The 12,607-nt window shown below is 59.9% G+C and carries 13 protein-coding genes; 6 read left to right on the top strand and 7 right to left on the bottom strand.

Features of this window, described 5'->3' with window-relative positions; all coding sequences use genetic code 11:
- Positions 1-85: 85 nt before the first annotated feature.
- Entirely contained in the window at positions 86-298 is a 213-nt protein-coding gene (locus tag ACMGEE_RS04010; protein WP_253454483.1) for a hypothetical protein, read from the bottom strand.
- A 145-nt stretch (positions 299-443) separates the two neighbouring features.
- Between ACMGEE_RS04010 and astA the strand changes: the two genes are divergently transcribed.
- The 5 genes from astA (at position 444) to spy (ending at position 6,140) form a co-directional block, all read left to right on the top strand.
- Positions 444-1,478, top strand: coding sequence for an arginine N-succinyltransferase (astA, locus tag ACMGEE_RS04005; RefSeq protein WP_253454482.1), 1,035 nt, complete (start codon positions 444-446; stop codon positions 1,476-1,478).
- Positions 1,475-2,938: a succinylglutamate-semialdehyde dehydrogenase gene (astD, locus tag ACMGEE_RS04000; protein ID WP_394149150.1), complete on the top strand. Its 1,464-nt coding sequence runs from the start codon at positions 1,475-1,477 to the stop codon at positions 2,936-2,938. Before astA ends, astD begins: the two co-directional genes overlap by 4 nt.
- Positions 2,935-4,260 carry an N-succinylarginine dihydrolase gene (gene astB / locus ACMGEE_RS03995; protein ID WP_301251778.1) on the top strand — a complete coding sequence of 442 codons (1,326 nt, stop codon included), beginning with the start codon at positions 2,935-2,937 and terminating at the stop codon, positions 4,258-4,260. Before astD ends, astB begins: the two co-directional genes overlap by 4 nt.
- Before the next feature lie 79 nt (positions 4,261-4,339).
- Positions 4,340-5,338: a succinylglutamate desuccinylase gene (astE, locus tag ACMGEE_RS03990; RefSeq protein WP_301251779.1), complete on the top strand. Its 999-nt coding sequence runs from the start codon at positions 4,340-4,342 to the stop codon at positions 5,336-5,338.
- Positions 5,339-5,645: 307 nt separating this feature from the next.
- On the top strand, positions 5,646-6,140 hold the full coding sequence (gene spy, locus ACMGEE_RS03985; protein WP_253454478.1) for an ATP-independent periplasmic protein-refolding chaperone Spy: 495 nt from the start codon (positions 5,646-5,648) through the stop codon (positions 6,138-6,140).
- A gap of 119 nt (positions 6,141-6,259) precedes the next feature.
- On the opposite strand, the gene cho is transcribed toward spy, so the two are convergent.
- The 4 genes from cho to ACMGEE_RS03965 form a co-directional block, all read right to left on the bottom strand.
- Positions 6,260-7,123: an excinuclease Cho gene (gene cho / locus ACMGEE_RS03980; protein ID WP_253454477.1), complete on the bottom strand. Its 864-nt coding sequence runs from the start codon at positions 7,121-7,123 to the stop codon at positions 6,260-6,262.
- A 159-nt stretch (positions 7,124-7,282) separates the two neighbouring features.
- Positions 7,283-8,110, bottom strand: a complete 828-nt coding sequence (gene nadE / locus ACMGEE_RS03975) for an NAD(+) synthase (RefSeq protein ID WP_436829708.1) — start codon at positions 8,108-8,110, stop codon at positions 7,283-7,285.
- 114 nt (positions 8,111-8,224) lie between these two features.
- Positions 8,225-9,418 (bottom strand): multidrug effflux MFS transporter, encoded by a 1,194-nt coding sequence (locus tag ACMGEE_RS03970; RefSeq protein ID WP_301729677.1) that lies wholly within the window; start codon positions 9,416-9,418, stop codon positions 8,225-8,227.
- Positions 9,415-9,996, bottom strand: coding sequence for a TetR/AcrR family transcriptional regulator (locus ACMGEE_RS03965; protein ID WP_253454474.1), 582 nt, complete (start codon positions 9,994-9,996; stop codon positions 9,415-9,417). The genes ACMGEE_RS03970 and ACMGEE_RS03965 overlap by 4 nt, the downstream gene beginning before the upstream one ends.
- A 188-nt stretch (positions 9,997-10,184) precedes the next feature.
- Here ACMGEE_RS03965 and osmE point away from each other — a divergent pair, with 188 nt between their 5' ends.
- Positions 10,185-10,520 (top strand): osmotically-inducible lipoprotein OsmE, encoded by a 336-nt coding sequence (osmE, locus tag ACMGEE_RS03960; protein ID WP_125289739.1) that lies wholly within the window; start codon positions 10,185-10,187, stop codon positions 10,518-10,520.
- A 56-nt stretch (positions 10,521-10,576) separates the two neighbouring features.
- On the opposite strand, the gene ACMGEE_RS03955 is transcribed toward osmE, so the two are convergent.
- A complete protein-coding gene (locus ACMGEE_RS03955) occupies positions 10,577-11,002 on the bottom strand; it encodes a DUF6515 family protein (RefSeq protein ID WP_253454473.1) in 426 nt (141 codons plus the stop codon).
- Positions 11,003-11,095: 93 nt separating this feature from the next.
- The gene (locus ACMGEE_RS03950) at positions 11,096-12,439 is read right to left on the bottom strand and encodes an MFS transporter (protein ID WP_253454472.1); all 1,344 of its coding nucleotides are present in this window, start codon (positions 12,437-12,439) and stop codon (positions 11,096-11,098) included.
- Positions 12,440-12,607 lie beyond the last annotated feature (168 nt).

Genomic DNA, 12,607 nt, shown 5'->3' with positions numbered 1-12,607 from the left:
GATGCGTGCTGCATGTTTGCTACAGGCACCAGGCCCACGCTATTTTCTGTTACCTGACGCAGGCGTCCAGCCGCGCTATTTTCTGTTACCTGACGCAGGCATTCAGCCGCGCTGTTTTCTGGTGCGTACTGCACGCCCAAGGTGCGCGCTTTGTGCCGGGCGATTGATAATTGACGTTCGCGATCACAAAAACATTATTTACTGGTTCAGTTGCATAACCGTGCTGTTTTACCGTCTCGCCAGCCCGCACCGTCTGAGCATTATTCACTTTATATGCAATTAAAGTGAATAGCGGCATATCCTATCTCTTTGATTTTTCTTTTTATCACTTTTTTTATTCATTTTTGTACTGGCTGGCATAAAGTCTGCAACATACAGTGTGGTACACCAAATTAACATTATTGAAACCTTTAATTTACCTGCCGCGCGCGAGGAGCGTTATTATGATGGTCATCCGTCCCGTAGAGCACGACGACCTGGCGCAGTTAATGACGCTGGCCGGTAAAACCGGCGGCGGGCTGACGTCGCTGCCTGCCGACAGCGCCACGCTGAGCGCAAGGATTGAGCGCTCAATACAAACCTGGCGCGGCCAGCTGCCGCAGGCCGATCAGGGCTATGTCTTTGTGCTGGAAGAGCTGGCGACGCGCCGCGTAATCGGGATTTGCGCCATCGAGGTGGCGGTTGGTATGCAGGATCCCTGGTATAACTTTCGCGTCGGCACGCAGGTGCACGCCTCGCGCGAACTGAACGTCTACAAAGTGCTGCCTACGCTGTCACTCAGTAACGATCACACCGGCAGCAGCGAACTCTGCACGCTGTTTCTCGATCCCGATTACCGCAGCGGTAAAAACGGCTATCTGCTCTCGAAATCCCGCTTTCTGTTTATGGCCGCCTTCCGCCACCGCTTTATGCAAAAAGTTGTGGCGGAGATGCGCGGCGTCAGCGATGAAAACGGGCATTCGCCTTTCTGGGAGAGCGTAGGCAGCCGCTTTTTTTCCATCTCTTTTACCACCGCCGACTACCTGAGCGGCACCGGCAAAAAAACCTTTATTGCCGAGCTGATGCCCAAGCATCCGCTTTATATCGACTATCTCTCTGCCGAAGCGCAGGCCACCATCGGGCAGACCCATCCGCAAACCGCACCGGCGCGCGCGGTGCTGGAGGCGGAAGGGTTTCGCTATCAAAACTATGTGGACATTTTTGACGGCGGCCCAACGCTGGAATGCGATATCGATCGCGTGCGGGCGATCCGCAAAAGTCGGCAGCTGCGCGCGGCGATCGGGCCGGCAGGGAGCGACAGGCTGCCGCTTTGCCTGGTGGGTAACGAGCGCTACGAAGATTTTCGCGTCGTGTTGCTCAACGCCGACCCGCATGCGGACACGCTGGCGCTGACGCCGGAACAGGCGGCTGTTTTACGTTGCGGGCAGGGCGACAGCCTGCGCGTGGTCACTCTGGGCTGCGAGGAGAAAAAAGCATGACCCATTTTATTAACGGAGCGTGGTTGACCGGCGACGGCGAAGCGCTCAGCAAGCAGGATCCGATCGACGCGCGGCCGCTGTGGCAGGGCCGGGCCGCCAGTCAGGCACAAATAACGACGGCGGTCGAGGCGGCCCGCGCCGCCTTTCCCGGCTGGGCGAAACGTCCCTTTGCGGAACGCGTCGCGCTGGCGGAACGCTTTGCCACGCTGCTTTTGCAACATCAGGCAGAGCTGGCCGCCACTATCGCCCGGGAAACCGGCAAGCCGCGCTGGGAAGCCGCCACAGAAGTGCAGGCGATGATCAATAAAATCGCCATCTCCGTCAGCGCTTATCACGCCCGCAGCGGGGAAGCGCAGCAGGGCGACAGCGAGCTGCGGCACCGGCCGCACGGCGTGCTGGCGGTTTTAGGCCCGTATAACTTCCCCGGCCATCTGCCGAACGGGCATATCGTGCCCGCGCTGCTGGCCGGAAATACGCTGGTGTTTAAACCCAGCGAGCTGACGCCGATGACCGCCGAGCAGACGGTCAGGCTTTGGCAGCAGGCGGGGCTGCCGGACGGCGTGCTGAATCTGCTGCAGGGCGGCGGCGACTGTGGCAGGACGCTGACGCAGTCCTCGCTGGACGGCGTGCTTTTTACCGGCAGCGCGGCGACCGGCTATCAGCTGCACAGGCAGTTCGCCGGCCAGCCGGAAAAAATGCTGGCGCTGGAGATGGGCGGCAACAACGCGCTGATCGTCGAGGATCCGCAGTCGATCGACGCCGCTGTTCATCTTACTATTCAGTCGGCCTTTATCACGGCGGGACAGCGCTGCACCTGCGCGCGTCGGCTGCTGGTCAAGCGTGGCGCGCAGGGCGATGCGTTTCTTGCCCGCCTGGCGGCGGTTGCGGCAAAAATCGAGCCGGGACGCTGGGACGCCGATCCGCAGCCTTTTATGGGCAGCGTGATTTCGCCGCAGGCGGCAGAGCACATATACGGGGAATGGCAATCGCGCGTGGCGGCGGGCGGCGAAGTGCTACTGCCGATGCGCTGGCCGTCGAAAACGAGCGCTATCCTGACGCCGGGCATCATCGACGTGACGGCGTTGACGCTGCCGGACGAAGAAGTGTTCGGGCCGCTGCTGGCGGTGATCCGCTATGACGACTTCAGCCAGGCGATCCGCATTGCCAACGCCACCCGCTACGGTCTTTCCTGCGGGTTGATTTCGCCGCATCGCGAGCTGTTTGATCGGCTGCTGATCGAGGCGCGAGCCGGGATCGTCAACTGGAACAAACCGCTGACCGGCGCGGCCAGCACCGCACCTTTCGGCGGCATCGGCGCGTCCGGCAACCATCGTCCCGGTGCGTTTTACGCGGCGGACTACTGTGCGTGGCCGCTGGCTTCGCTGGCCTCGGCCGATCTTTCGCTGCCCGCCGCGCTGTCGCCCGGCCTGGATTTCAGCCCCACAGGAGAAGCATCATGAGCGCCCGCGAAGTCAATTTTGACGGCCTGCCCGGTTTAACCCATCACTATGCCGGGCTGTCGTTTGGCAACGAGGCCTCCTCCCGGCATCAGCATCAGCTCTCTGACCCCAAACTGGCGGCAAAGCAGGGCCTGTTGAAAATGAAGGCGCTGGCCGACAGGGGCTTTGCGCAGGGCGTGATCCCACCGCACGAAAGGCCGAACATCGCGGCACTGCGCCAGCTGGGCTTCAGCGGCACCGAGCCGCAGGTGCTGGCGAAAGCGGCCGCGCAGGCGCCGATGCTGCTGTCGGCGGTCAGTTCCGCTTCGGCAATGTGGGTCGCTAACGCCGCTACCGTCTCGCCTTCCGCCGACAGCGCCGACAGCCGCGTGCATTTGACCGTGGCGAACCTGAACAACAAATTTCACCGCTCGCTGGAAGCGCCCACCACGGGCGCGATACTGCGCGCGATGTTCCGCGACGTGCGCCACTTCTGCGTCCATGACGCTTTGCCGCAGGTTGCGATGTTTGGCGATGAAGGCGCGGCCAACCATAATCGTTTCAGCGCGGGCTACGGCGAGCCGGGCGTACAGCTGTTCGTTTATGGACGCGAAGAGGGCGGCGGCGGCCTAATCCCGGCACGCTATCCGGCGCGGCAAACGCTGGAGGCAAGCCAGGCGGTGGCGCGGCTGCATCAGCTTGATCCGAACCGGACGCTGTTTGCGCAGCAGAATCCGGCGGTGATTGACCAGGGCGTATTCCACAACGATGTGATCGCCGTCAGCAATCAGCAGGTGCTGTTCTGTCACGAGCTGGCTTTTCTGGAGCAGCAGGCGCTGTTCGATCGGCTGCGTGAAAGGCTGCCGGGCTTTACGCCGGTGGTGGTGCCGGATGCGCGGGTCAGCGTCAGCGACGCCGTCGCCACCTATCTGTTTAACAGCCAGCTGTTAAGCAAGCCGGACGGCAAAATGCTGCTGGCGCTGCCGGAAGAGGCGCGTCGGCACGACGGCGTCTGGCGCTGGCTGAACGAACTCACGGAAGGCGGCGCGATCGACGAGCTGCACGTCTTCGACCTGCGGGAAAGCATGGGCAACGGCGGTGGGCCAGCCTGCCTGCGGCTGCGCGTGGTGATGAACGAGGCGGAGCTGGCGGCGGTCAATCCGGCGGTGATGCTGACCGATACGCTGTTTACCTTGCTCAATGCGTGGGTGGATCGCCACTACCGCGACAGGCTTTGCCAGGCGGATCTGGCTGACCCGCAGCTGCTCACGGAAAACCGCGAAGCGCTGGATGAGCTGACTAAGATGCTAGACTTAGGAAGTATCTACTCTTTCCAACGCTAATCAGGGAGGAACAGGGCGCGTCGGGCTGACCCCGGGCGCGCGCTGGCAGTCGCAGGGAGAACTATAATAAGGAGAACCTATGCAGGACTTTCTTCAGCAGACGTTAAGCACAGAGCCGCCTGCACAAGTTTCCGGCCGCAACGACCAGCTAAGCTGGCAGTGGCTGGACCATGGCATTCTTGAACTTAATCCGCATCAGCCCTGTACGCAGGCGCTGGTGATCTCCGCCGGGATCCACGGCAATGAAACCGCGCCCATTGAAATCCTGAACCAGCTGGTCGGCGAGCTGCTGGCGGGCAAGCGGCCGCTCAAGGCGCGCGTGCTGGTTATTCTGGGCAACCCGGAAGCGATCGCCAGCGGCAAACGCTATCGCCATTGCGATCTCAACCGGCTGTTCGGCGGCCGCTGGCAGCAGTACGATGACCATCCCGAAGCGCGGCGCGCCTGGCGTCTGGAGCAGGCGCTGGAGACGTTCTGGCAGGTGAGCTGCACCGAGGAGAGCCGCTGGCATCTGGATTTGCATACCGCCATTCGCGGCTCCTGGCACAGCCGCTTCGGCGTCATGCCGCTGCGTGAAACGCCCTGGCCGGACGCCTTCCTGCACTGGCTGAGCGCGGCCGGACTTGAGGCGCTGGTGTTCCATCGCTCGCCGGGCGGCACCTTTACGCATTACAGTTCGCAGCACTTTAACGCCGCCAGCTGCACGCTGGAGTTAGGTAAAGCGCTGCCTTTTGGCCGCAACGATTTAACGCTTTTTAGCGCCGCGCGCGACGCGCTGGCCGCTTTGCTCTCCGGTGAACCTTTACCGCCCGTGGGCGAGCCGCCGCAGCGCTATCGGGTTTCGCAGCAGATCACCCGTTTTACCGAGGCTTTCGTGCTGCATATGGGCGCGGAAACGCTGAACTTTACCGCTTTCCCGCAGGGCACGCTGCTGGCGGAGGATGGTGACAAACGCTGCTACGTGCAGCAGGCGCGGGAATATGTTCTTTTTCCCAATCCCGACGTGGCGAAAGGGCAGCGCGCCGGATTGATGCTGGTGGAAGATAACGCCCATAATGAAACCAGCGGCAGCAGCTGATAACGCAACGACGCCGACCGGGACGCTTCATGCCAGCCCGTCGGTGGTCGTCCCGCCTTACTTTTTCCTTTCTCGTTCCTGTCGGCTGTATTACACTCCTCCACAATTTCTGCATTAAACGCGCTAAATACATATCCTTTTGCAATTCCTCACCATAATCTTCGCATTCTCTCCATGATTGCCGCTTTTTTATCTTTTATGCTTTCAAGGCTTTACCCACGTTCTGACTACTTGACGTTCAGCGCAATAAACTGAATCCCGACATTACGACAACGCTGTCGTCACAGAAATGCAAAAGGAAAATAGTATGCGTAAATTAACTTCTCTGGTTGTAGCTATGACACTGGCAATGGGCGCGGCGAATATTGTTCATGCCGCAGCAGATAACATCACGCCGGCACCGGCTGGCGCAGATAAACCAATGATGCACAAGCCGCCTCGCCACGGTGGGCCGCACGAGATGTTCAAAGGCCTGAATCTGACGGACGCGCAGAAAGAGCAGATGCGCAGCATCATGAAAGAGGCGCATAAAGAGATGCCGCGTCCTTCCCTGGAAGAGCGCCGCACGCTGCACAGCATCATCGCGGCTGACAGCTTCGACAAGGCCAAAGCGGAAGCGCAGGCGGAGAAAATGTCGGCTAACGGCAAAGCCCGTGCGCTTTCCATGCTGGAAACGCAGAACAAAATGTATAACGTGCTGACGCCGGAGCAGAAAAAACAGTTCAATGCGAACTTTGAAAAACGTCTGACCGAGAAGCCGCACCACGGCGAGCCTGCGCCAGCCGCACCGGCCGCTGAATAAGCCTTAGCCGCCGGGTGCGATCGCCCGGCAGGCCACGCCTGAGACCGCCGACGTTGTTTCCTGAACCAGGGAGCAGCGTCGGCGGTTTCGTTTATCTGGCTGTCGGCGCTGACGTGGCGTCAGCCAAGCGGAACGATCGGGAACTTGCCGCTGACGATGGGCTTGCAGAGGATTTTATAGCCGTCGCTGTCGAAACCCTGTGGCGTGGAGGTCAGCTTGCCCGCCTCGCTGATATCATCCACCGAGCCAAGGTAAAACCAGTTATTGATCACGTGGATCTGCGTTTTCAGCGGGCCTTCCTCCACCACGCCGACCGCGCCCTCCCAGGGCCAGCACTGCACGCGCACGCGTTCCAGCGCGGCCAGCAGCCTCTCGTGATGGGCTTCCGGCGTCTCTTTACCGCAGCAGGCGCCCGCACAGCGGCCCAGGCTGGCGCGAAAACAGGCGCGGCCTTTGCTGACGTTCTCCAGCCCCAGCAGGCCCAGGCAAAGCCGCTGTTCGTCGGCGATTTTCTGTAGCGTTTCCAGCGCCGATCGGCGGCTGGAGTAAAGGCCAAACAGATCGGAAGTATGGGAAAAATCGACTTCTTTGGCGTAAACCACGCTGGGCTTCAGATCGCTTATCAGCAGCGAGCAAAGCTGGCGGTTTTTGCGCAGGCGCTTATTGAACAAAGGCTGCTGCACCTTGATCATCTGCGCTTCCAGTAACAGCGCGCCCAGTTCGCCAGCCGTGGTGATATAGCTGACGTAACGCGCCTGGCGCAGCATTTTCGCCTCATCCGGCGTACGAAAATGGGACATTACCCGGCTGCGCAAATTGACGCTTTTACCGATATAGAGCGGCAGGGATTCGCTGTCGCCATGAAAGGTATACACGCCGGGCAGGGAAGGCAGACCTTCCAGCGAAGGCCGCAGGTGTTCGGGATACTGATAAATTGCCGCCGGTTCAAAAGACAGGCGATGGCTGGCTTGACGTCTGACCACATTGCACTCCGCTTACTGTTTGCTTATACAGTGTATCAGGCGTTTGCTGGATAAAAAAGAGTCGGATCGCGCTGGTAATCAACACGCCGCTGACGGCAAGCGACGAAAAGAGGGAAAATAACGTAAAAAAGCGGGCGACCGGAAAGCCGCCCGGCGGGTTTATTTTTTCCAGAAGTCATCAAATACGGTAATCGGCGGACGGCGTTTGTGCTCGGTTTTCAGATACCAGCCCTCAATGATCTTCGCCGCGTCGTCGGCAATCTTCTTGCCTTCCAGATACTGGTCGATCATCTCATAGGTCACGCCCAGCGCCACTTCATCCTGCAAACCGGGACGATCGTCCTCCAGATCGGCGGTCGGCTGTTTAAGGTAGAGGTGCTCCGGGCAGCCCAGCGTTTTCAGCAGCTGTTTGCCCTGGCCTTTGTTCAGGCGGAACAGCGGGTTGATATCCGTGCCGCCGTCGCCGTATTTGGTAAAGAAGCCCGTCACCGCTTCCGCGGCGTGATCCGTTCCCACCACTACGCCAGAGGTCATACCGGCGATGCTGTACTGCGCCTTCATCCTTTCACGCGCTTTTTCATTGCCGCGCACGAAATCAGAGAGGTTGATACCCGTATCGCGCAGCGCTTTTTCGCTGGCCAGCACCGCTTCTTTGATGTTAACCGTCAACACGCGATCGGCCTGAATAAACTGCAGCGCGTCCTGGCAGTCCTGTTCATCTGTCTGATTGCCATAGGGCAGACGCACGGCGATAAACTGATAGTCCTGATTGCCGGTCTCTTCACGCAGCTCGCTGATGGCGAGCTGACTGAGCTTGCCGGCCAGCGTGGAGTCCTGACCGCCGCTGATACCCAGTACCAGCGACTTAATAAACGGGTAAGCCTTCAGGTACGCTTTCAGAAAGTCGACGCTGGTGCGAATTTCCTGCTGTGCATCAATAGTGGGTTTAACCCCCAGCGCTTCGATAATTTCCTGTTGCAGAGCCATTTACCTCTCCTCAGATTTAGTGTCAGGGCAGTTGCCGAAAACCTTTGTCTTAAAATTAACGTGCCAGGCGCGAAACAACAAGGTTGAACCCGCTATTTACGCGCCTTTTATTGATTAATCAGGCTTTTTCGGTTTTTGCGCCACCAAAACGAACATGGCGATGGCCAGCATATAGCAGCCGAAGATGGTGGCGGTCATGGTCAACACCGAGGTGCCGCCGATACCCGTCACCGGCACGGCGATGCCGCCCAGGGTAAACATCACTACGCCCAGCACGGCGGAAGCGCTGCCTGCGCGATGGCCCTGACTCTGCATCGCCAGCGAGGCAGCAGCCACGCCGACCGCGCCGTTGCTCGCCACGCTGAAGAACAGGGCGACCAGCACGAAAGGCAGCGCCGCTCCGCTCAGACCGGCGAGCAGCAGGCTGGCGGAGGAGACGAAGGCCAGCACCAGCGCGCCTTTCACCACGCGATACTCACCCCACAGCGGGCTGAGGCGCGCGCTGGTTTGCGAAGCGATAATCAGGCCGATACCGTTGGCGGCGAAGCAGAAGCTGAACGCCTGCGGCGAGAGGCCATAAATCTGCTGTAAAACAAAAGGCGAAGCGCCGATATAGGCAAACATCCCGGCCATCATAAAGCCCTGGGTCAGGCAAAAACCCATAAAGGGACGGTGGATAACCACCTGACCCAGCGCGGCCCACGCGGAAAACAGGCTGCCCTGGCTACGGCGTTCCGGCGTTAAGGTTTCGCGCAGTTTTACGCGTGCCAGGATAAACAGCAGCAGCGCGATAACGGCAATCACCATAAACAGGCCGCGCCAGCTCAGCAGCGTCATCAGCGCGCCGCCCAGCACTGGCGCGGCGACGGGCGCCAGGCCGTTGACCAGCATCAGCAAAGCAAAGAAACGCGTCAGGTCGTGGCCGCTGTACATATCTCTGGCGATAGCGCGGGAAAGCACCGCGCCGCCTGCGCCGGAAAGCCCTTCAAACAGGCGCGCCAGCAGCAGCTGGTGGATAGTCTGTGCCATCGCGCAGCCGACGGAGGCGATCAGCAGCAGCGCCAGCGACAGCAGCAGCGGCTTGATGCGGCCATATTTATCGCTCATCGGGCCGAATATCAGCTGGCCGGCGCCGAGGCCAATCAGGCCGGCGGTCAGACTAAGCTGGGCGGTGGCGGTAGGCGCGGCCAGGTCGCGGGCAAGCGCGGGCAGGGCAGGTAAATACAGGTCGATACAAAGCGGCCCGAGCGCTGCCAGCAGGCCGAGCGTAATGGCATAGCCAAACCGGTTGGGGTGTGCAGATATCATGGATCCTCTGTGGTGAAAAGTAGTGCGTTGATGTGTTGGTAAAGCTGGTAAAGGCGCTCCGCCGACGCTTTCTGCGGCGTCAGGCGTCGCCAGGCCGTGCCTTCCGTCAGGACGGCCATGACCTCTACGCAGGCGCGCACCTGTTCATCGCTCATAGCGGGATGGTCGCGCTTTACGTTAAGGCAGGCCTGGGTAAACATGCGGTGGTCGGCCTCCGCCATCATGCGGGCCACGACCGGATTGCGGGTCGCTTCCGCTGCAACTTCCTTCATCAGCGCCTCGTCGTCTTCGTTAAGCGCGTGACGCCAGGCAAGCAGGCGAGGCAGATCGGCGGTAGCGGTCTCTTTGATATGTTGCAGGCGGGCATCGATAATGCGCCTGACCATCTCCTCGATAATCGCGTCTTTGCTGGCAAAATAGCGATAGATCTGGCCTACGCTAAGCCGCGCCTCGGCGGCCAGCTGCGCCATGCTGGCCCCGTGAAAGCCGGACTGGCGGAAGCAGCGACGACCGGCAGCGATAATTTCGTCCTGACGCTGCCGATGGCGGGCGTCGCGGGTTGGATTGGGTTGGCTCATACTCCCTCGCGCTGGGCAATGACAAAAGGCGCAGGCGCCGTTTGAGAATGAACGTTCATTCTCGGGGGCGGCATTATAAGCGTCTTTATCCGGCCGGGGTAAGCGTTTTTTTCTGCCATAAAGTTGATAACTCTGCATTTATGTTCCAGGCTTAAAGCGACATGGACAATAAATGAGGAATAAAAAACATGAACAAGGTAACAGGACTTATCGGTGCGGCAGTGGCGCTTGCTGTATTATCCGGCTGTTCAGCTTATGACCGCGCGGAAAGCTATGTCACTAAGCCTGTGGTACAGGACGTGAAAAAAGGCATGACCCGCCAGCAGGTTCGCGATATCGCCGGTCCGCCTTCAACTGAAATCACCATGGTTCACGCTCGCGGCACCTGCCAGACCTATGTGCTGGGCCAGCGTGACGGCAAGCAGCAGACCTACTTTGTCAGCTACAGCGACACAGGCCGCGTAATGAACTACGGCTTCCAGAGCTGCAAAGAGTACGATACCGATCCGCAGGTTAATCAGTAATCGCCTGACGGAGTAAAGAAAAAACCGGCCTTAGCCGGTTTTTTTATGCCTGTTGCCTACAGGCCTGGCGGTCGCGGCACTTCCAGATAGCGTCCGTCGATATCGCGGCGATAGTAGTGGCCTTCCTGCACGTAGAAGCGTTCGCCGTTGTAATCAAGCGCGCGCATATCGCTGCTGAAGCGCTCTACCGGCGGCTGCACCACTACATAGGTGTTATCGTGCTGGCGCTGGTAGTAGTTGCCGTTGAGCGCGTAATAGGTCAGACCGCCGATAATCACCGCCGCTGCCGCTCCCGGTAAAAAAGAGAGCCTGCCCGGCCCACGGCCGCGATCCCAACCGTGGCCGCGATCCCAGCCGTGACCGCGATCCCAACCCGGACCGCGATCCCAGCCTGGCCCCGGTCCCCAGCCGCCAGGATGCGCTGCCACCAGCGTTGGCGACAACAGCGTTAAGGCGAACAGAGCGCTTATCACCTTTTTCATACAGTTTCTCCTGGTCCTCACTGCCGCTAACATTACTCCGGGCCAGTGAAAACGCAAGCGGCGGCTGCGGCTATTGCGGGTTGCTTACACTGCTTAACGTATTCTTAACTCCGCCTCCATGTTGGCTGCCAGATCGGGACTGACAGGGGGCGTTGCCGTCAGCTTTTTCTCCGGTTGCAGCAGCGTCATCGCCAGCATGCTGCCGAAGGCAATGGCCGCCGTCGCGCTGAACATGGCGTTGTAGCCGAAATGCTCAGCCAGCCAGCCGCTCAGCATTGGCGACAGGATCGATGCCAGGTTGGCGATGGCCAGCGTCATCCCGCTATAGGTGCCGACCGTGGATTTCGGCGTGACGTCAATCACCACCGACCAGTAAACGTTATTTACCAGCGCGTTCAGGGCGTTGCCCAGCGTCATCAGCAGGATAATCCCGGCGGCGGAAGCCATCCACGGGATCGCCATAAAGCAGAGTCCGGTGCAAAGCAGCCCGACGGCAGCAAAGAGATTGCGCGCCAGCCGCAGATTACCGGAGCGCTTCAGCAGCGTGTCGGCAATCTTGCCGCCGAGTAGCACGGTAATACAGGCGCCGCTCCACGGGATCATCGCCACATACCAGAGCGAGTGCAGATCGTAGTGAAAGCTGTCCTGCAAATATTTCGGCCCCCAGGTGACCAGGGTAAAGGTGACATACAGGAAAGAAAAATAGCCCAGCGCGTTGCAGACCAGCGTGCGGCTGGTGAAAAAGCGCCACCACGGCAGGCGCGGCCCGGCGGTGCTTTGCTGCTGGCCCTGCATAATCAACTCGCGCTCCGCCTGGCTGGCGCGCGGCTGCTGCATCGGGCTGTCGGTGAAAATTCGCGCGAAAATCACCATAGCGATCAGCGAGAAAACGCCGAGCAGGATAAACATCAGCCGCCAGTCGTTGGTCAACAGCAGCAGGCCCACGGCGATCGGTGCCGTCAGCAGCGCGCCTACCTGGGTGCTGAGTAAGCCGATGCCCAGCGCCATGCCGCGCTCGTTATCGGGCGCCCAGTGCGCGATAGCTTTGTTCATCAGCGCATAGGCCGGGCCTTCGGCAAAGCCGAACAGGATGCGCATTACGGCAAAGCCCATAATGGCCGAGCCGCCAAACAGCGCCACGCCCAGCTCTCCCGCCCAGGCGGTAGCGATCTCCAACAGCGACCAGAGCACGCCCGCCAGCAGCCAGACTTTTTTTGTGCCCAGCCGATCGGCCAGAAACCCGCCGCAGAGCGAGCCGAACAGATAGCCAAAGCCGAAATAGCTCAGCACCACGCCCAGCTCCGTTTTGCTGAAATGAAATTCCGCAGAAATGGCGTTTGCCGCGAAGGAGAGGGCGCCGCGATCGATATAGTTGATCAGCGCGATAAAAAACAGCATGGCGAAAATGCGGTAACGATAGCGGGTGTCAACTCTCATGGATCTTCTCCTGAACAACGAGTGGTATCAGGAAGAAGCAAGTTCAGTGCCACAGTGTAGAGATCGGATAAGGCGCGGGCGAAAGGCGCTCTATGCGCGCTAATCGGCAGGAGATGCCAAATAAAAAGGCGCAGCCGCTACCGGCTGCACCTTCAGTGAACAAACGAA

The sequence above is a fragment of the Erwinia artemisiae genome, assembly GCF_051400835.1.
In the GTDB taxonomy this organism is placed as follows: domain Bacteria; phylum Pseudomonadota; class Gammaproteobacteria; order Enterobacterales; family Enterobacteriaceae; genus Erwinia; species Erwinia aeris.
The sequence above is the reverse complement of the archived record's forward strand: the minus strand, read 5'-3'. Positions and strand labels throughout refer to the sequence as shown.

Excerpts from the sequence above, each read along its gene's own strand:
- astD (WP_394149150.1), top strand. The coding sequence starts at position 1,475 with ATGACCCATTTTATTAACGGAGCGTGGTTGACCGGCGACGGCGAAGCG.
- osmE (WP_125289739.1), top strand. The coding sequence starts at position 10,185 with ATGAACAAGGTAACAGGACTTATCGGTGCGGCAGTGGCGCTTGCTGTA.
- spy (WP_253454478.1), top strand. The coding sequence starts at position 5,646 with ATGCGTAAATTAACTTCTCTGGTTGTAGCTATGACACTGGCAATGGGC.
- astB (WP_301251778.1), top strand. The coding sequence starts at position 2,935 with ATGAGCGCCCGCGAAGTCAATTTTGACGGCCTGCCCGGTTTAACCCAT.
- ACMGEE_RS03970 (WP_301729677.1), bottom strand. The coding sequence starts at position 9,418 with ATGATATCTGCACACCCCAACCGGTTTGGCTATGCCATTACGCTCGGC.
- ACMGEE_RS03965 (WP_253454474.1), bottom strand. The coding sequence starts at position 9,996 with ATGAGCCAACCCAATCCAACCCGCGACGCCCGCCATCGGCAGCGTCAG.
- ACMGEE_RS03950 (WP_253454472.1), bottom strand. The coding sequence starts at position 12,439 with ATGAGAGTTGACACCCGCTATCGTTACCGCATTTTCGCCATGCTGTTT.
- nadE (WP_436829708.1), bottom strand. The coding sequence starts at position 8,110 with ATGGCTCTGCAACAGGAAATTATCGAAGCGCTGGGGGTTAAACCCACT.
- ACMGEE_RS03955 (WP_253454473.1), bottom strand. The coding sequence starts at position 11,002 with ATGAAAAAGGTGATAAGCGCTCTGTTCGCCTTAACGCTGTTGTCGCCA.
- ACMGEE_RS04010 (WP_253454483.1), bottom strand. The coding sequence starts at position 298 with ATGCCGCTATTCACTTTAATTGCATATAAAGTGAATAATGCTCAGACG.
- astE (WP_301251779.1), top strand. The coding sequence starts at position 4,340 with ATGCAGGACTTTCTTCAGCAGACGTTAAGCACAGAGCCGCCTGCACAA.
- astA (WP_253454482.1), top strand. The coding sequence starts at position 444 with ATGATGGTCATCCGTCCCGTAGAGCACGACGACCTGGCGCAGTTAATG.